Source organism: Runella zeae DSM 19591, assembly GCF_000423565.1.
GTDB lineage: Bacteria > Bacteroidota > Bacteroidia > Cytophagales > Spirosomataceae > Runella > Runella zeae.
Genome location: NZ_AUIF01000030.1, coordinates 82516 through 101850, shown reverse-complemented (window position 1 = coordinate 101850; position 19335 = coordinate 82516). Strand labels below are relative to the sequence as shown.

Below are 19335 nucleotides of genomic sequence, written 5' to 3'. Positions count from 1 at the left end.
AAACCGTATCGGTAATTCACAATTAACAGATAACAATTAACGGTGCTTAGCACTCAATATATTTATGACAACACAGCACTTCGATGGCCTCATTGCCGCTCTTTTTACTCCCCTTCACCCCGACGGGAGTGTCCATTATGAATTGATTCCTGATTTAGTACAACACTTGATTGACAGCGGCGTCAAAGGTATTTTTGTGTGTGGTAGCAACGGCGAAGGCCCCAATCTTACCCTCGAAGAGCGGATGCAGATTTTGGAAGTGGTGATTCAATCTGCCAAAGGTCAATTGTACATCATTAGCCACGTAGGACACGCCAGCATTGCCGAAGCGCAGAAATTAGCCCGTCACGCAGCGCAAGCAGGCGCCCATGCTATTTCGTCGGTAGCCGCTTTTTATTTTAAACCTACCTCTGTCCAAAACCTAGCCGATTGTATGACGGCGATTGCATCCGCCGCGCCTACTTTACCTTTTTATTATTATCATATTCCTATGCTGACGGGTATCTCGATTGATACGGTGGCATTTATGGAGTTGGCCGAACAACAAATCCCCAATTTTGTAGGTATCAAATACACCGCTTTTACTATTTGGGAGTACCAATCGTGCCTCAATTACAAACAAAAAAAATACGATGTACTCTATGGTTTTGACGAAAACTACCTTTCGGCTCTCGTTGTAGGAGCCAAAGGGGCGATTGGAAGTACCTTCAATTTTGCCGCACCTTTGTACCTTAAAGTACGTCAGTATTTTGAAAACGGGCAGCTCGACAAAGCCCAAGAACTCATGCTTCTGTTGGTAGAAATGGTCCGAATTTTTATTAAATATCCGCCCATTCCGGCTCAAAAAGCCATTATGAAAATGATAGGTTTTGATTTAGGGCCTTGTCGTTTGCCGCTTCAAGCTTTGTCTGATGAAGACTCGCATCAACTGTTTGAACAACTGTCGTCTATTCAGTTTTTTGATCATCTGAACCTCAGCCTTGCACCCCAGAAATAAAGCATACCTGCATGATTCGCCCGATTCTATTTTTTTTATTGAGCATTGTGAGCCTTAAAATGATGAGTCAACCTTCCTCCCGCGCTTTTGAGTGGGAATACCTCCCCCCTTTGCCCGACGCCGTAGGGTTTGCGGGGGCTTACAGTGGTGTCAGCAATGGCGCACTTATCGTAGCGGGGGGAGCCAATTTCCCCCACAATGCAGGCCCGTGGGGGAAAGCTCCCAAAACTTGGTACGATGATATTTATGTATTAGAATCTCCCACAAGCACTTGGAAAAAAGCGGGCAAGCTCCCTCAAGCGATGGGATACGGGCTATCCATCACTACCCCAAACGGGATATTTTGCGTAGGGGGTGCCAATGCCAAACAGCATTTTAAAGAGGCTTTTTATATAGAATGGACGCACGGCCAACTACGCTTTACTCCGTTACCCCCGCTTCCATCTCCGCTTGCTTATGCTTCTGGGGCACTTATTGACAACAAAGTATATGTAGCAGGGGGTACACACGCGCCTTCGGATACGATTACGACGCAGCAATTTTGGGAATTTGACCTTCAAAAAAAACAATGGAATGCGCTTCCTTCTCTCCCTAATCATGGACGAATGCTTGCCGTAGCAGGTGCTCAAAAAGGGACGTTTTTTTTGTTTAGTGGGGTCAAATTAAGTAACAATCCAGCTACTTCACAGCCCACCCGCACTTACTTAAATGATGCCTGGCGTTTTGAGCCTAAGACCCACCAATGGAAATCGCTTACCTCCTTACCTCATGCTGTAGCGGCAGCGCCTTCGCCCGCCTTTTCAGGCCCAAATTCCGAATTAATGATTTTTGGGGGCGACGACGGTGTGAATGCTCATCGCGTACTCGAACTCAAAGAAAAACATCCGGGCTTTAGAAAAGAAGTGCTTGCTTACCACACCAATACCAACACATGGCGCATCGTAGACACCATCCCGTCTGCTGATTCAAACCCCAAAAGTGAAGCGGCGGTTACTACTCCATTAGTAATATGGCACCATAAGGTGGTAATTCCGACGGGCGAAATTAGCCCCGGCATTCGCTCTCCCCAAATCAAAGTAGGAGTTTCTTTATCAAAGTAGCAATATACCTTATAGTTCATAATTCCCAATCGGCAGATTTATCTGTACAGTAGTGCCACTATTGAGAATCGACGACACCAGAATCTCTCCTTCGTGCATACGTATAATGTTTTTGGTAAGAGGCAGACCTATCCCATACCCTTCGTAATTTTTGGTGTTGGATGCCCTAAAAAAAGGTACATAAATATATTTAAGCTCGTTTTCGGGAATACCAATACCCGCATCTTTTACCACGATAAAAACCTTTTTATCAGACGACCCAATCGACACATTGACCGTCTGATAATCAGAGTATTTGCAAGCATTACTGATGATATTGCTCAGGGCCAAATGAAGAAGTTGCTCATTGCCTTTTACTTTTAGTTTAGAGGGGTTTTCGGGCAGCAGGCTCATGTCTATCCGAATTGAGCTTTTCGGGTTTATTTTCTCAACGGTTTCTTTCACATCCCACAGCAACTGGTCAACCCGTACTTTGTCAAATTTTTGGATTTTGCCGTCAAAGCCCGTTTGAGCCAAAAACAAAAGAGCTTGGGTTTTCTTTTCCAATTTTTCGGCTTCTACTAATATAATCCTGATGGTTTCGATATATTCTTCGGGTTTTCGGACTTTTGCCAAGGCTACATCCGCTTCTCCGATAATCGCCGTCAGAGGCGTTCGCAATTCGTGAGAAGCATTACTAATAAAATTGTTTTGAGTCTCAAAAGAAGTTTCAATACGATTGAGCATATCATTGAACGTCTTCGCCAAGTCATTGAGTTCGTCGTGGGTATTGGCGAAGTCGAGGCGTAAATGCAGATTTTCGGAACTAATTTGTTTAACCCGTTCGGTAATTTTAGTGAGAGGATTAAAAACATATTTTGAAAAATATACCGAAATAAAAAGTGAAAACAAAAATGCCGTTGCTATCGCCAAAAACAAGGTTTTGCGCAAATACACAAAATGATGAAGCTCAAAATAATTTTCGGCCGAAGCCACTACGATGTACTCTCCTTTGGGGCTATTGTATTTGATACCTACATAAAAAAGACCATTGTCGCTGTATTCGGTTTTGCCTTCTTTTTGAATCGTCTCAAAAAAAGTAATAGGAAGTTTAAGTTTTTTAGCTTCCTCTTCAAAAGTTTTGGCGGGAGTCAACGGAAAAAAGTAATCATGTTCCTGCGGAAGCTTATCAAAAAACTCATTGTGCAGCGCATTGATTTCGGTCACTTCGGTGTCAAAACCCCGATGCAGCTCTACACGCGCCGTTGTAAACGCCCTAATTTCTAGTAGTTTATAAAAATCTTTGTAGGAATAATTGGCCACCGAAAAATATACAAACCCACTAAATATCATCACAATCACCAAAAAAGCACTCAGTAGCAATAAGCTGGTTTTAGTTTGGGTTTTCATCAATCCTTACTTTTCTTATCATTTGTTATTTCAATGCTCCTTCAAGACATAGCCCATGCCTATCACTGTATGAATCAACTTATTTTCAGGAACAAAATCTACTTTCTTTCGCAGATAATTTACGTACACATCCACCACATTGGTTCCCAAATCAAAGTTGACGCCCCATACTTCTTCCAAAATATCAACCCTTGACACTACTTTACTTTTGTTTTTCATAAAAAACAAAAGTAGACGATATTCGGTAGTGGTAAGCGAAATCACCCTATCCGCACGCGATACGGTTTTGGTATAATCGTTGAGTTCCAAATCACCCACTCTAAAAATAAAATCCCCCTGTGGATCAGGCTGTTGGGCACTAACGTGCTCAGTACGCCGTAGCAGGGTTTTGATACGCGCCACCAACTCAATAAATTTAAAAGGCTTGACTAGATAATCGTCGGCCCCTGTTTCTAGCCCCAACACAATATTTTCGGAGGTTCCTAAGGCAGTCAAAAATAAAATAGGAACGGAAGTGTTTACTTTCCGAATCTCTTTACACACCTCCAGCCCATTCATTTCGGGCAGCATAATATCCAAAATCACCAAATCAAAAGAGCGGTCGTTGAAAATCTGCACTCCAGTTTTACCATCAAACACCACACTTACTTCAAAACCTTCTTCGGTAAGTCCTTTTTTAATAAACGAGACCACATGCACCTCATCTTCTACCAGCAATATTTTTTTCATGGAATAGCAATACAAATTGGTTTTAACAAACGCTTTCAAACATTGAAAACACTACTTTTCACCGAAATGTTGACTTGATTTCGAAGAAAAACCAAAACTATACATTTCAATTCCTTAAAAAAAACCTGTACCCACAAGCGTAGGTACAGGTTATGAATCATTTGTTCTAATAATCTAAACTAAATTCGTCAAAAAAACCTCAAAAGCATATAGTTCATAACCGCTCATTGGCATTCAAAGCATTTTACACCCATGATAGCTCTTAGGCAGGTATTGGTAATTTTGGTTTTCTTTTTCTTGTATAAAATTTGTGCACCACAAAATAAAGCACCATCGCTGAGAGTACTCCCGTAAGAAAGTCCGTAACAGGTACCATTACAGCAGTGTATACCATCATTGCAAACTCAAACTTTCCTAAAGCCTTTATTTCTCTGATTTCGGCAGGTTTAATCATGTTGCTAGCTACCCATACCAAAATCCCGCCAATACACGCCATAGGAATTAATTCCAGATAGGGTGCCAAGTAAAAAGCCATACTAAGCTTCAAAACAGCTTTGAAATAACCCGCCAAAGGAGTCTGTGCACCAGCTTTGATGCTTGTGGCAGTTCGAGCTAAGGCACCTGTACAAGGAAAGCCTTGTACCAAAGGGGTGATGATTTGAACCATACCTTGCCCAAAAAATTCTTTATCAGGATTGAAAGGGGTGCCTTTGTTGCCCGCTAGTTTATCGGCCATCGATGAGCACAAAATACTCTCTACCCCAGACACAAATACGATCGCTCCCACAAAATAAATAATGTCTAAAAACACGGCTGGAGTCATGGCAGGTAATGAAGGCGCCGTAAACACAAAGAAGTTGTTGGGAATAGAGCCATAAATATCTTTCACTAAAATGATACCCTTGTCGGATAGTACCGTAGCAGACAACAAAGTAGCTACTCCCATCGCTATCACTGGCCCAGGAATAAAAATCGAAATCCGAAGCAGGGTTTTGGTCAATGCAAAGGTAAGCACTCCCAAAAAGACCGACCATAAGTTGATTTTGTCGAGATTGTTGAGGGCAGTGGCAAGGTTCTTAAAAATTCCGCCTTTGATATCTTCGTCCTGCCCTAGCAAATCTTTAAAACTTTCTATTCCCAAAATATCTTCAAAATTGGTAAGCGCAATCGCGGTAGCAATACCCACTGTAAATCCTACGATGATTGAATTAGGGACCAATTTGGCGTATTTTCCCAACCCAAAAATGCCAAAGATCACCAAGGTAATTCCGGCCAAAATCGAACAAAAAATAAGGAATCCATGCGCCTGTTCAAAACTTCCGCCATTGGTCTGGTATTTTGCAATCAAAGCCGCTACAATCGGAATAAAAGCCGCCGTAGGGCCATATACTTGATATTTAGACCCTCCGAAAGTCCGCCCTATCACACACGCCAACGCCCCCGCAATGATACCATGCTCGGGTCTCATTCCCATGGCCATTGCAAAGCCCATTGCCATCGGAATAGCCGTCATTGCCACAATCAGCCCCGCACTAAAATCTCGGTATACCGTTGTTTTCCAATTGTGAGGTTGTAGATCTTCCCATCTACTATCAAAAAAAGTAAAGAAGAGTTTGAGACGTCCACTGATAGTGGTAGGGGTTTTTGCGTGATTCATTGTTGTATTTGGTTACGATTCGATTCTGTCTCAATCCAAAAACAACTCCGCAATACTGTCTTTTTCGGGCTTTTTCTTGTTAGTCTCCCACTCTATTTCTGTGATTTGGAGTGAGCTTTGGCGAATAAAAGGCAGTGGATCAAAGCTATTTTTATGATGTCTAAAACTATATTTCTTAGGAATAAATGCCTCCTGAATCTGCCGACTTTCGACCAAATGATTAAACACACTTCTGCTTTCACCATGAAATACTTCTATGGTTATACTCGCTATTTTGGAAGAGTATTTGTTTTGGAGAATACTACATGCTTCCTTAAAATCATCCGTTATTAGTTTATCCACCATTTCTTTGGGAGAGTAAAACAGCAACTCCGTAATAGAATCTGGCGAATAAGCCGAAAACATTAAAATAATATCAAGTTCATCCGCTTCCACATTCACGATAGCTCGCTTCAACAACATCAAAGATTCAATAGAAAAATCGGTCGGAATGAGTATCGTTTTTTTCATACGTTTCTTAGGGAGTCTAATTGAGCGAATTTTGTTTAAGATTTTTTTAAGCAAAATTCTGTATACAATTTGACCAATCGTTTGAAGCTTTGTCTCTACATCTACAAAGCTACAACAGCCACATTAAAGACGCCTAAGACCTGAATTAGAATGCAATTAGAATATAGAGGGAGAGATTAAAAACGGATTAGAATATACCAAAACAAAGCCTTTTTCAACAAAAAGGCTAAGAAAAGTTCTGGCGTGATTGCCCCAAAAAAGGCATTGAAGTGAATCAGTTGTGGATAGCTACGATACAATAATCCAAAGGAGTGACGCCGTCATCGGGCTTATTGTTAATCCAGATTTGCCCTGATCCAAATACCGCCACTTGGCCATCGGTGAAAAGATTGGCCCAGTAATAAAATGGCAAATCAGCTTTAAATTTTGGATGAAATATCACATTAAACATCCTCGAAAAACTTTTGGGGTCTACTATTTCCAGTTGTTTTTTACCCACAACCACCGAAATAGGATAACAAACATGATTTGACACCCATCTTCTATCATTCATCAATATCGCCGACTTAAGCCGCTTCACAAACTCTTCCACCTCGACGGTTGTACCGTACAAATCACTGTAACGGCGCTCATAGCTTCCACTACAAATAGTCGCTAGGGTCATTTTGAACTTTACTCTTTTGGTACCAGAGGGATTGTTCCAATCTCCTTCAAGCATTTCCAAATCACCGCTAATCACTTTTCCTTTGAAAAAACCCGTTTCTTTTTCGTTGAAGGTTTCGGTCAGTTCGATTTCATCGCCTTTCAGATGTCCCGTAATTTCAATTTTGGTCTGATACCTTTTATAGAGATAATTTCCTTTGATGACGCCATCGTCAAAAAGAAAAAGAGAAATTCTCATTTCTGAGGTGCCAATTTTTCCCTCAAAATCGTTCCAAGCGTTTTTTTCGAGTGCAAAAGAATTTGAAAAAGAAGCAAAAAAAAACAAAGGTAGCAGGTAAAGTTTCTTCATATATGAAAAAAGGGCACTTTTAAATGAATGGGTGCAAAAGTAATTTTTGACAAACGCAATTTACACACGAACTAATAGCTCTACAAGAAATTAACTCGCCAAAATATTATTTTTTATTTCAAACCATTTTCCAATAAAAATCAACGAAAAAGAAACATAAGCAGTTTGTCTGATTTCAGAGCAGCTATTACCACCACTACAGCTACGACAGCCTACAAAAACGAGCAGAAAGAAAACAGACCAACCTCTTCAAAAGCGTAACATTAGTACGCTAGGTTGGAATACAATTGCCCAAAGCAGATGATTAAAAATAGCAAAAGCCGCTTTTGAGGAAGCGGCTTTTGTTGCGGAGTGACGCAGATGTATATAAAACGCCGAAGGCTACTAAATAGTTTATGGAATGAAAAATAGAATCATAATTTTTCAGAAATATGAAGAAATTTCATAAAATGTAGTTTAAACTACCTCGTGCTGTTATCTCCTTGCATTTGGGACGCTGAAAAACAGTCATTATAAAAAGCACTAAAAGGCTTTCGTCACATTAAGCCAATCAAGATTGGCCAGAAAATAATGTAATAATTTTTCAAAAAAACGGATTATTATTGCAAAAAGTAGTTTAAACTACACTTATCCCAACCCCTAAGCGATGTTGCAACAAACGATATACGAAGTAAAAGTCACCTATATAGGTGCCCTCAACAACCTTCGAGAGAGAGAGCCGTTTGTGAGTTATTTTTCAAATTTGAAGAAGACCATCGAAAATATCTCCGCTCAACTTGCCCTCAACGGGTGGCCTCTTAAGCTCAATTATTCGGCAGTGTACCGAAGCCTACACGCCAAAGGAAAGTATAGTTGTGATTTTGATGTGGCAGGCTACAAAGTATTCAAAATCACCATTACCCCCCAAATTCTCAATCCTACCTTGAGTACTTTAGGCATTGATGAAATGCCCGTGCCGAAGCCCAAATAAAATTTTACTTAACTCACCCCTAAATGCTACTGACAAGTTTAAGAAGCGGTTTGGGGAGTAAGCCCTAGTTTTTTTCCTTCTTCAACCATAAAAGCGAAGGCAGGTTCATAGATATTAGGAATGATACCGTCCAAAATAGCCTCACGAACGGCGGTTTTGATGATACCGACTTCGGCAGAAGGCGAAATACCAAATGTTTTCATGATGACTTCACCCGAAATCACGGGCTGGAAATTTCGGATTTGGTCTCTTTCTTCTAAATCATAAAGTTTTTGCTCAACTTTATCAAAATTGGTCAAATGCTTCTTGACTTTGTCAGGATTTTTGGAAGTAATATCGGCCCTACAAAGCGTCATGAGAGCCTCTAAATCATCTCCCGCATCAAAGAGGAGCCGCCGCAGTGCCGAGTCAGTGACTTCTTCCTTGGTGAGGGCAATAGGTCTCAAATGCAACCGCACCAGCTTCTGAACAAATTTCATATTTTCGTTCATAGGGAGCTTCATCTGACGAAAAATCCGTGGTGTAAGGCGCGCGCCAAGGTCTTCGTGCCCATGAAAAGTCCACCCTACTTTAGGGTCAAAACGCTTGGTAGCAGGCTTGGCTATGTCGTGCATGATAGCTGCCCATCGAAGCCAAAGGTTATCCGTATTTTTGGAAATATTGTCTAAGACTTGTAAAGTATGGTAGAAATTATCTTTATGCCCTTTGCCATCTTGATATTGAGCACCTAGCAGCTCTACAAACTCCGGAAAAATTCTTTTCAAGATACCCGCTTGGTGTAGCAACTTGAATCCATACGATGGTACGGGCGATAGAATGATTTTATTGAGTTCGTCATTGATACGTTCTTTTGAAATAATATCAATTCGCTCAGCGGTTTTAATCAGCCCGTCAAAGGTATCGGCATCTATGTCAAAGTTCAACTGAGACGCAAAACGCACCGCTCGCATCATACGCAGCGGATCGTCGGAGAAGGTAATTTCGGGATTGAGGGGGGTTCGTATTATTTTTTTTCGTAAATCCCCCATGCCATTGAAAGGGTCGACCAATTCCCCAAAAGTTTTGGAATGCAGGCTTATCCCCATGGCATTGATGGTAAAATCACGGCGATTTTGGTCGTCTTGGAGTGTACCATCTTCTACAATAGGTTTTCGGGATTCGGTACGATACGATTCACGACGCGCCCCTACAAACTCCACTTCTAAATCTTCAACCTTCAACTGAGCCGTTCCAAAGTTTTTAAAGACATTGACTTGTACGCCAAGCTTGTGGGCCACGCTTTCGGCTAAGGCGATGCCACTGCCTACACTCACTACATCGATGTCTTTGGAGGGACGCTTTAATATCAAATCTCGCACATAACCACCTATCACATAAGCGTCTACGCCTAGGTCAGTGGCACATTGAGCAATTACTTCAAATATGGGATGTTTTTCTAAAACTTCGTGAAAATTCATTTTTAACTAACTTTACAATCTACAAAGGTAGCATTTGTCACGCTGTAAGTATTGATAAAACCTACAAAAGCGTCTAAAAAAGGAAGGAATCTTTTTTAGGTCAAACTTTCAATTGTCAATCTTTGTTAGAATACAAGTATAGTTTAGCCTTATTTTTAAAAAAAACAGATAGGGATATTTGGTTTGTGGCGGACCAATCATCCACAACGATATAGAAAATGGAAGAAATCATCAATCGCGTAGCTAAAAGCGGCCTTATTACTTTAGACCTAGAAGACTATTATCATCAAGGGGAGCGAGTGGTTTATGACCTCAAAGACAACCTGTTTATGGGAATGATTCTGAAAGAGAAGGATTTTAGGGAATTCTTAAAAAATCATGATTGGGCCCAATACACAGGCAAAAATGTGGCAGTGGGCTGTAGTGAAGACGCCATTATTCCTACTTGGGCTTACATGTTATTGACCTTACACCTAAGTCCTTATGCCCATACGGTGGTTTTTGGAGACCTCAATGATTTGGAAGAAAAGCTCTTTTTTGATGCCATCACCAGCATCAACCCTGAAGAATACAGAGATGCACGCGTGGTAGTGAAAGGGTGCAGCAAGCATCCCGTTCCGACGGCGGCTTATGTAGAAATCACCCGCAAACTTCAACCCGTGGTTCAGACTTTGATGTTTGGCGAGCCTTGCAGCACAGTTCCACTTTACAAAAGACCCAAAGCATTGGCCACTACCACTTAAAAGATGCCAATGGGTTAGCTTTAGAGATAAATAGACGTTCCAAGTTTTGAAAACTTGGAACGTCTCACTTTGCTTACTACCCAAACACATATTGAGAAGACAACATAGCCTGTGCCAATTTTATTTCGTCAATCTCGACCTTAGCCCCCAGCTGACGCAACTCCCCCACTACCAATTCAGTAGCCATATTCCCGACAAGCTCATTTTCGGCAAGTGGACATCCTCCAAATCCCCTCACCGCACAATCCATCCTTTTGACGCCTGCTTTGAAAGCAGCTTTTACTTTTTTGGGTACATGGCTTGACTTAGCATGTAAATGAGCTCCAAACTCTACCTCAGGAAAACGTTTGATAAGATGCCCAAACAAAGTCTTGATTGCGTCGGTAGTGCTACTCCCTATGGTATCCGAAGGGGCTATAATGTGAATCCCCATTCCTACCAATCGCTCCGCAAACTGCTCCACAAGCTCTGGGCTATAGGCTTCGCCGTAAGGATTACCAAAGCCCATTGACAGATACACGACCAGTTGTTTGTTTGATTTTACACAAACATTCTGAATTTCGCCCACTTCCCCAAAGGCCGCTTCGATAGTCTTATTGGTATTTTTGAGTTGGAAGGTTTCGGAGACCGACAAAGGAAAACCCAAATAACTAATTTCGTCAAAATGAGCGGCTTCTTCTGCGCCTCGGAGATTAGCAATGATTGCAAGCAATTTGGTTTTGGTAGTCGACATATCAAGTTGGCTTACCACCTCAGCAGTATCACGCATTTGCGGAATGGCTTTGGGAGAAACAAAACTCCCAAAATCAAGCGTATCAAAACCCACTTGCAGCAGGCTATTCAAATAGTTGATTTTGACATCTGTCGGCACAAAATTAGGAAGACCTTGCATGGCATCCCGTGGGCATTCGATGAGTTTCAAGGAATAGTTATGTTTAGAAGAATTAGACAATTAACACATTTTTAGCCTCCACTTACGGGCGGAATCAGCACAATTTCATCATTGACGCGTAGCACTGCATCGTCGTTGGCGTATTCGGTATTGATCGCTACGCGAAGAGAAGCTAATTTTTGAAAATCAGGGAATTGTTGAATCAAAACTAATTTCAAATCAGCTACCGTAGCTGTATCTGGCAGCTCTACTGAATGCTCCAGCTGTCCGATGATTTCTTTGGCAATGCCAAAAGCGATAATTTTTAAGTTCATGCGATACCAAAATATCTATAGTCGTTAGAACATTTCTTATTTCAAAAACATTCACCGCAACTGTTCTACTACTTTTTTGAGGCTTTCGAGATTATGAGCGGGAGCATGTAAATCTAAGTACGGCAAAACCGTCTTTAGGGCTTTTACTTCGGGACGATAGTTGGGTGAGCCTGCCAGCGGATTGAGCCAAATCACCCTTCGAGCTTTCCGACGAATCCGCTCCATATTTTGGGCTAAATCATCACCCTCGCCTACATCCATGCCATCACTCACAATCAGCACAATAGTGCGAGTGTTAAGTTTTCGCATGGCATATTCTTTCACAAATTCACTGATAGCCGCTCCTATATCTGTCCCACCCGACCAGTTTGGAACTTTTTCGGAAAGATTTTCAAGGGCTTTGGTATAATCCATTTCTTTCAAATCTTCCGTAATTCGACACAAACGCGTACTAAAAACAAAGGTTTCGATAGATTGATATAAGGTTTGGAAAGCATACATAAACTGCACCCAAAATCGGCTATAAAGCTCCATTGACTTGCTCACGTCACACAAAAGCACAAGCCGTATTTTGTTGCGGGCGGGCTTGCGATAAAACAAATCTATGATTTCTTCTCCTTTACGGAAGTTGTTGCGCAATACCCTTCGCAAATCCAAATGCCCTCCACTCCGCGCCGCCGTATAGCGACGACTCTTGGTTTTGGCCATCCGTTGCACCAGCAGTCTGATGATTTGGCGCGCTTCGTGTAAGTCTTCGTCGGTATACGAGCCAAAATCTTTTTGAGAAAGCGATTCCCCTAAACTATAAGATGCCAATTCTTCTACCTCGGGTTGTCGATTGCCATGTAGCCAGTTTTTTAGTGCTTCAAAAGAGGCCTCGCCATTTTGTTTATTTTTTTTCTTTTTAGTTTTGGTTTCTTGGGCATCGTCTTTGATTTTGGCATCCACGGCTTTGGCAAGTTCTTTCCAATATTTTGCATACAATTCATCAAACTCCCGAAGCTGTTTTCTGTTTTGTGGAAAGATACTACGCAAAGCCAAATAAAATTGAAGTTCATCTCCCATATTGATTTCGGCCAAGGCTTTGAGCGCATCGGCTTCTCTATCGGGGCCTACAGGAATGCCCTTAGCCCTTAAAAAACGGCTAAAAGCGACTACATGAGCCGAAAGTTCGGTTTGGCGAGTGATGAGATTTGACAACTATACGGAGAGCTTTTATTCAGGAGATTAAGTTTCTAACAAAATATCTATTTTTTCTCATAAACCCACTTAAACATATCCTTGGACAAATCTTCAAAACGCCCTTCTACAAGCGCCTCATTGAGCTGAAAGGTAATTCGATTTTCGGCGTAGTCGAGGTGTTCCCCAAAAAGCTCTCGTTCGAGCGATGAAGTATATTGCTTTTTCACCTGTACCAATTGACAATCCAGCGGCTTTTCCCAGCGCTCATTATCGCCTAGTACCAACTGAATTTTTCGCCAATCGTCGTAGAAATACTCCTGAAGCAAAGGCAAGATTTGGTCTCTCATTACTTTACAGAGTTTTTCGAAAGTATCTATTCCCCAAAAGTACGCATGACCAATGACGTGGTCGCGGTCGTACAAAAACTCAATACGCTCATTGATGGTTTTCAGGAGCTTACCCAAGTTGGTATTTTCAATGGTTACATCGTCAAGAAGTGACTCTTTGGGAGGACGTTCGGCAAAATGAAATCGACGACGTAGTGCCGTATCCAACAAGGCAATGGAGCGGTCGGCGGAGTTCATGGTTCCTACTACGTACAAATTTGAAGGAACCCCAAAACGCTCCTGCGAGTAAGGGAGTGTAAGCCACAGTTCGTGGTCGGCGCCAAGCCGCTTAGAAGGCTCCAACAACGTAATCAACTCTCCAAATACTTTGGCGATGTTGCCCCGATTGATTTCATCAATCACAATCAATACAGGAGCAGCTTGCGCCATTTTTTGTTGTCGATTTTCGGCTGTATCCCCAATACACCCCTCAAAAGAATGATAATCCGCCTGTCGGATTGCCTCTAAACAAGCCTCATAAAAAACTCCTTTACGGACTCGATAGCTGATTTTGTCGCCGAGGGTTTCGGGGCGAATCCCTTCCACAAACTCCTCATAACTAAAGGATTGGTGAAATGTCACAAATTTATAGTTATACCCCTGACAGAGTTGTTGGAGTTCGTAGGTTTTACCCGTTCCGGGAGGGCCATACAAGATATAGTTGAGTGGAATCGCGGGACGTTCCTGATTTTTTTTATAACTGTTTTCTTGTTCTTTGACCTCAGCAGTGGTTTCAACTCTCTCTTGATATTGCTTATCTACCAGTCGAAATATCTCTGCTTTAAAAGCATCCTCTTCTGCTGCCACATACACTGCATGATTGTGTAGTTCTCGGTGATTGGTCGAAGCAGCCAATTGCTTCAGTTCTTGAAGAGAATCAATCCAGTACTGCACGATATTGTCGTTTTGGAGCAGATGTTTGTCAGCGTATCCAATCCATCCCAATCGATATTCCGACATTCCTTTTTCTTCAAATTTGATATTTTTTAAGGGAGTCTTGGCCAATGCCTCTTTCTTAAACAACATTGCCACTTTCACATTTTCTTTGCGCCCCGAAATCTGTAAGACGGTATGATTGTTGAGATTGATTGTAATCCGAGGGTGTTTATCACTAATTGTAAAGGAGATTTGGGCAGAATTTGGCGGAATATCTAAACTATCAATCATTTCTTTCAACAGTGCCAAAAAACGCCGCAACACATCGTGCTGATTGATACGACGTACTTGCTTAACCAAAATATCCCTTTCTACTTCTGTATATTGCATTCCTTTTCAAATCTTCTTTTAAAACTACCTTCCCTCCGCAAATTACAAAACTCTCTCAATTTTGTAACGAAACTTCCAGTTACGCTTTAGGCTGTAAGCCATAAGCTTTTGATTAAAATTGCCTAATGTCTACAGCTTAAAGCTTAGTGCATAAGTTTATCACAGCATCCCCACTCATCCTGAGTCATTTTGATATATTAAAACAAACGTTTATCCACCAATTAATCAATTCATATTCCTTCATAAAATATAGTATATACTTTCTCAAAATTAGTATATATTATTTTTTACCCTGAAAACAGAATTAATCGACTGATAATCTGAAATTTACAGTTGACAGACAACGATTGACTATTAACGGACTGTCACTTATAATCCTTAAATCTCGAAATAAATGACAAACCCAATCCGTTAGGTAAGCGAACATTTGTTCTATGTACAATTAGTTACTATCCCGCTGGTTCTTCTAACCGGCGGGATTTTCTGTTATAAAACCCCCAAAAAACTATTCTTTAAAATCTTCTGGCAAGTTTTGGACAATTCTGGCTGCTACTTGCTGAGGCGCAAGCGAAGAAGGCTCTAAGGTGAGCGTAAAAATGTGAGTACCTGGCGCCCGCCACAGCCGTTCAAGCATCATTTCCAGATGAACAGAATCCCCCTCGGTCACGATGATGGCGTACTCGGTCTGCAAAGCAGCTAGCCAAAGCTCACGCCAAGCGTTTGTTTCTACCTCGTCGGCATTTCGCTTTTGTTTTTTACGAAACTCCTCGATAGCCAATAGCTCATAGTGAGGCAGTAGTTCGTTTAGGTTCTGAACAATCAAGGCTTTATCTACCAAAGGCGGCGCTATAAGATTTAGAATATGTCGCATTATGAACAGTGTCTGGCTCAATAAATTTATATTTTATGAGTAATCGTAGTAAGTGGTTTACTTTTTTCCAAAAGGATATTTGTAAAATGGCCTCCCGTATTTTGCTTATTTTATTGTTTCCCGGCTTTGTGTACGCTCAAGTTTTTACTAAAGACCGTTTTATTTCAAACAATCATAACTTGCTTTGGTCAGAAACGGTGGAGATAAAAGACATGGATACGCCCGTCATCGTCGAAACGCTCCTCGATGTATTAAGAGCCAAACAATATGTACAATTAGATAGTCTTCAGGTACAAGGTGTAATAACAGGCAAACTCATTTCGCCCCCCAATACGACCATCACAAAAGCCGCCTTTCGGATAGATGTACTGTACGAGAGCTATATCGTGACAGTAAGCGACATCATCGAAAAAATACAACATCGGCAAATCCCTCTCTCTGATGTACTGCTCCAAAAAGACGGCAGTTTTGTCCCCCTATTTCCAGCGCGAATACAGGCATTAGACGAGGGATTTATCAGCATTTTCAGTATCACCCACTAAAGCTTTTCTCGGTCTTTTTCTCCTTTGTGAGTTTTGAGTAATTGCTGTGACAAATACGATTTTTCGGAAGTAAGTGTGCTCCTAAAACCTTCCGATATTTCACGATTTCGGAGTTTTAGATCTGGATAAAAAAATGGAGAACACATCAGTACTTCATAGCAATTTTGATTCATAGGAGCACCTACTGGCGTAAAAATCGTCAATCCACTACTCGTACGATTTGGTTTGAAGACTTGCTCATAAGACCCCACGCTTTTGTAAGTTAAGGGTTTAGGAATAAGCAAATACTGGTGAATAGGAAACTCATTTTTAATCAAATGAAAACCTATAAAATACCCACTAGCAGCTACCATAACACTCACTACAGCCCCGATTTTCAACCTGTTAAGACTTACCCGATTCTGGAATTCGGGCAAAAAAATCGCCCAAGGAGCCAAAGCTGAAAACCATATAAAAGGATAACCAAATCGAAAATCTGGTGCCGACAAAAACCAAAACACAAATCCTCCAAAAGCCACTAAATAGGGCCCCAACAGTGGCGAAAGACGCTTTCTTCGGTCTGTATCAAACCAATGACTTACTACGACCAAAGGTGAAATTACGGCTAAAACCCAAATAGGCTTGTTGAAGAAATAGCCTTGGCGCTCCCACCATACAGGAAACCATTCGGTGAAAGGCTGCTCCAAAAGCGCTGTATTCATGAAAGACTCATGAACTCGAAACTTCGCCCAAAACGCTATATAGTCGCGCTCATGAATGACTCGTTCTAAAGGCACTTTCCAGTCCACACTAAACCAATCGATCCCTGGAAAAGGATATAATAAATAGCCCGACAAAATGATGTTACGAACCACCCAAGGAATCATCAGCAATAGTCCAATAACCAATACCAAGCTTACCTTTGGAAGCGTAAGCTGAGCGCGAATAGGCCACGCTATAAACAACAGTCCCAGCAGTAGTGGAATATTGGCTAGTTTGATAGTAATCGACACAAAAACAAGCAGCACGATAAGCACTGTTTGGAACGAAAAAGTAGGTTTGTTTTCTATCCACAGAAAAAATATCACCAATGGTAACAACGTAGCGGCAATATCGGGAGTAGGAGAAAAAACAAAACGTAATAAATAAAAAAGGATAATCACTAAACATCCGACTGCCAATACTGAGCTAGTGAAATGCGTAGATTTGATTCGTTTGAGCAATATCAAACTTACCAACAAGAATAGAAAACCATTGATTGGAAACAAAGTTTGCCCTAGCAGTGCGGTCATACCTAAAGCCGATGAGACAACAAAAAAACTGGAGTTAAATGCCAATCTTCCATGAAGGTTGCCAAGCCCCGGCACCACACTATACTCCTCACTCCATCGAATAGACGGCAAATGATAAATACTGCTGTCGGTATGGTCGGGACTGAGGGTTGAATAAAAAAACACGATTGTTGTCATAACACTCCAGATGATTTTGGTGTTTATATCAAGTGCTGACAACTTAAAAAACGCTCCTACCGCTTTTGGATAGGCCATCGCAATAGCGCCTCCTCCTAGAAGCCACCCTATCCCAATGTAATAGTTGATAGGCAAAAAAAGCGAAAGAAGCTGTGAGACTAAAACCAATAATCCAAAACCAGCTAATACTAATTCGGTATTATCAACTGAGAACGAAGGCGTAATAAGAGCTAAAGAGCTGAGTTTTTTGTAGAAAAAAAGGCCATAATAATAACAAGTAAGCGCAAGCAGCACCCACAAGACAAGGAGTAACATAAAGTAATTATTTATGAAGTAGGGTATAATTTTTCTCAGAAAAATAAAAATTTTTATCAGAAAACACCTACCGATTAAGGCTTCTTAATAGACATATTTTTTCGATAAAATCAAATATTTTTCATCCAAAAATACAGAATAATTATCACACCATAAGCCATTTACAAAAAAAATACACTAAATTGAAGACAATCTTAGGAATTGCAATTTCCTAAGAAAACGCTAAAACTTATTCGACCTAAAGATAGAGTGAAATATAATGCTTTTAAAAAAATAAACAATTAATAGTAGATAAAATGTAACTTTAATGGATTTCCGTCGTTTAAAGTAGTGATTTGGCCTACTTATTCTTTAGAGGCAGCCTCTGTTGCTGCCTATTTTTTAAACCATTCAAAACAACAAAAGAATGATCTTTATCCCCGCAGTTTTAAAAATTTTTGCTATTGGGCTTCTTGTCAGAATATTCGACATATGCAGACCTTCATCAGTTGTTTTAAGGAATCAACTTGGCTTAGAATTTCACAGAATACCCTCCATTTAAACAACTCATTATCAATACATTACTTTAATTTCTTCAGAATAGGAGATTAGTTCTAACTGTCATTTGTGGCAATTGGTGTGTCAGTAAACGCAAAAACGCGCTTTACGTTGCCGTAAAGCGCGTTTTGTGACGAAGAAGAGACTCGAACTCTTACAGGCTAACGCCCACTACCCCCTCAAAGTAGCGTGTCTACCAATTCCACCACTTCGCCGTTGTCCTTGTTTGGGGATGCAAAAGTAGTAGACTAAAATTATATTCGCAAGCTTTTAAGCTAAAGAAATTAATTTTTCTACCGCTTGCTTGATATTTTCTCGCACTTCTACAATACTCGCCTCCATCATATAACAGGGTGCCGTGACGATTTTGAGGGTTTCGTCGGTCACGATTTCCCTTACTGAAGCCATTTCTGCTACTTGCCCTACGGCTTCTATCCCTGCCGAAATCGCTGCTATATCATAAGGAGAGTCTTCGGAAGTAGTTCCTACTGTCAGTTTCGCATGAAACTCCGTTCCTTCCAATGCCTTGGCTATCGTGGTAGGACTCATGCACAAACCCGCTATGGGCTTACCTGATTTTATTAAATCAATAATGAGAGCTTTGACTGAAGCCAAAATCTCTCCTTGTGGCCCTTCAAATGCCCATTTAGTAATGTTTTTGGCCGTCCCAAAACCCCCGGGCATTACAAGTCCATCTAGTTCTTCCACTTTTATATCCACAATATCCTTAATATTTCCTCGCGCAATCCGTGCCGACTCTACCAACACATTTCGGGTTTCGGGCATAGCTTCTCCTGTGATATGATTGAGGACATGATACTGCGCTACATTGGGTGCAAAACACACCGCCTCTGCTCCAGATTCGGCAATCGCCAAGAGTGTAAATACTGATTCGTGGATTTCGGAACCGTCAAAAACGCCATTTCCGTGTAATAAAACACCTATTTTTTTCATATCTACCAATGATGATTCTTTGATTCTTTCCCAAAGATAGGACAAGAATTGAAATTTTGTAACT

Annotated in this window: 18 protein-coding genes and 1 tRNA gene; 5 read left to right on the top strand and 14 right to left on the bottom strand. The window is 41.1% G+C overall.

The genetic code is table 11. The features are described from left to right. Positions 1-64: 64 nt before the first annotated feature. Together G563_RS0107350 and G563_RS0107345 are read left to right on the top strand one after the other, a co-directional pair. Complete coding sequence (locus tag G563_RS0107350) at positions 65-997, top strand: dihydrodipicolinate synthase family protein (protein ID WP_028664755.1); 933 nt, start codon at positions 65-67, stop codon at positions 995-997. Between the two features lie 11 nt (positions 998-1008). Continuing rightward, positions 1009-2097 (top strand): Kelch repeat-containing protein, encoded by a 1089-nt coding sequence (locus G563_RS0107345; RefSeq protein WP_028664754.1) that lies wholly within the window; start codon positions 1009-1011, stop codon positions 2095-2097. A 9-nt stretch (positions 2098-2106) separates the two neighbouring features. Here G563_RS0107345 and G563_RS0107340 read toward each other — a convergent pair whose 3' ends face one another. The 5 genes from G563_RS0107340 to G563_RS0107320 form a co-directional block, all read right to left on the bottom strand. Then, positions 2107-3486, bottom strand: a complete 1380-nt coding sequence (locus tag G563_RS0107340) for a HAMP domain-containing sensor histidine kinase (RefSeq protein ID WP_028664753.1) — start codon at positions 3484-3486, stop codon at positions 2107-2109. Positions 3487-3516: 30 nt separating this feature from the next. Next, positions 3517-4215: a response regulator transcription factor gene (locus tag G563_RS0107335; protein ID WP_028664752.1), complete on the bottom strand. Its 699-nt coding sequence runs from the start codon at positions 4213-4215 to the stop codon at positions 3517-3519. 262 nt (positions 4216-4477) lie between these two features. After that, positions 4478-5872 carry a SulP family inorganic anion transporter gene (locus tag G563_RS33925; protein WP_084650790.1) on the bottom strand — a complete coding sequence of 465 codons (1395 nt, stop codon included), beginning with the start codon at positions 5870-5872 and terminating at the stop codon, positions 4478-4480. Between the two features lie 30 nt (positions 5873-5902). Next, entirely contained in the window at positions 5903-6382 is a 480-nt protein-coding gene (locus G563_RS0107325) for a hypothetical protein (protein ID WP_028664751.1), read from the bottom strand. Positions 6383-6656: 274 nt separating this feature from the next. After that, on the bottom strand, positions 6657-7394 hold the full coding sequence (locus tag G563_RS0107320) for a hypothetical protein (protein ID WP_028664750.1): 738 nt from the start codon (positions 7392-7394) through the stop codon (positions 6657-6659). Between the two features lie 646 nt (positions 7395-8040). Between G563_RS0107320 and G563_RS0107315 the strand changes: the two genes are divergently transcribed. After that, positions 8041-8364 (top strand): hypothetical protein, encoded by a 324-nt coding sequence (locus G563_RS0107315; RefSeq protein WP_028664749.1) that lies wholly within the window; start codon positions 8041-8043, stop codon positions 8362-8364. 38 nt (positions 8365-8402) lie between these two features. Here the strand turns inward: G563_RS0107315 and G563_RS0107310 are convergent, their stop codons facing one another. Beyond that, the gene (locus G563_RS0107310) at positions 8403-9821 is read right to left on the bottom strand and encodes a CCA tRNA nucleotidyltransferase (protein ID WP_028664748.1); all 1419 of its coding nucleotides are present in this window, start codon (positions 9819-9821) and stop codon (positions 8403-8405) included. A 218-nt stretch (positions 9822-10039) separates the two neighbouring features. Here G563_RS0107310 and G563_RS0107305 point away from each other — a divergent pair, with 218 nt between their 5' ends. Further along, positions 10040-10564 (top strand): DUF2480 family protein, encoded by a 525-nt coding sequence (locus G563_RS0107305; protein WP_028664747.1) that lies wholly within the window; start codon positions 10040-10042, stop codon positions 10562-10564. Between the two features lie 76 nt (positions 10565-10640). Here G563_RS0107305 and G563_RS0107300 read toward each other — a convergent pair whose 3' ends face one another. The 5 genes from G563_RS0107300 to G563_RS0107280 all read right to left on the bottom strand — a co-directional run bounded on the left by G563_RS0107300 (position 10641) and on the right by G563_RS0107280 (position 15475). Further along, complete coding sequence (locus tag G563_RS0107300) at positions 10641-11486, bottom strand: hydroxymethylglutaryl-CoA lyase-like TIM-barrel protein (protein ID WP_028664746.1); 846 nt, start codon at positions 11484-11486, stop codon at positions 10641-10643. Between the two features lie 41 nt (positions 11487-11527). After that, a complete protein-coding gene (locus G563_RS0107295) occupies positions 11528-11770 on the bottom strand; it encodes a MoaD/ThiS family protein (protein WP_028664745.1) in 243 nt (80 codons plus the stop codon). 51 nt (positions 11771-11821) lie between these two features. Continuing rightward, positions 11822-12970 carry a vWA domain-containing protein gene (locus tag G563_RS0107290; RefSeq protein WP_028664744.1) on the bottom strand — a complete coding sequence of 383 codons (1149 nt, stop codon included), beginning with the start codon at positions 12968-12970 and terminating at the stop codon, positions 11822-11824. Between the two features lie 47 nt (positions 12971-13017). After that, complete coding sequence (locus G563_RS0107285) at positions 13018-14604, bottom strand: McrB family protein (RefSeq protein WP_028664743.1); 1587 nt, start codon at positions 14602-14604, stop codon at positions 13018-13020. Positions 14605-15109: 505 nt separating this feature from the next. Next, the gene (locus G563_RS0107280) at positions 15110-15475 is read right to left on the bottom strand and encodes a hypothetical protein (protein ID WP_028664742.1); all 366 of its coding nucleotides are present in this window, start codon (positions 15473-15475) and stop codon (positions 15110-15112) included. 35 nt (positions 15476-15510) lie between these two features. On the opposite strand from G563_RS0107280, the gene G563_RS0107275 reads away from it, so the two are divergent. Continuing rightward, positions 15511-16017 (top strand): hypothetical protein, encoded by a 507-nt coding sequence (locus G563_RS0107275; protein WP_157585129.1) that lies wholly within the window; start codon positions 15511-15513, stop codon positions 16015-16017. Here G563_RS0107275 and G563_RS0107270 read toward each other — a convergent pair. The 3 genes from G563_RS0107270 to elbB form a co-directional block, all read right to left on the bottom strand. Then, the gene (locus G563_RS0107270) at positions 16014-17780 is read right to left on the bottom strand and encodes an LIC_10190 family membrane protein (protein WP_028664740.1); all 1767 of its coding nucleotides are present in this window, start codon (positions 17778-17780) and stop codon (positions 16014-16016) included. The genes G563_RS0107275 and G563_RS0107270 overlap by 4 nt on opposite strands. Before the next feature lie 668 nt (positions 17781-18448). After that, positions 18449-18532 (bottom strand) — tRNA-Leu (locus G563_RS0107265). A gap of 55 nt (positions 18533-18587) precedes the next feature. After that, on the bottom strand, positions 18588-19316 hold the full coding sequence (gene elbB, locus G563_RS0107260) for an isoprenoid biosynthesis glyoxalase ElbB (protein WP_229598452.1): 729 nt from the start codon (positions 19314-19316) through the stop codon (positions 18588-18590). Positions 19317-19335: the final 19 nt, after the last annotated feature.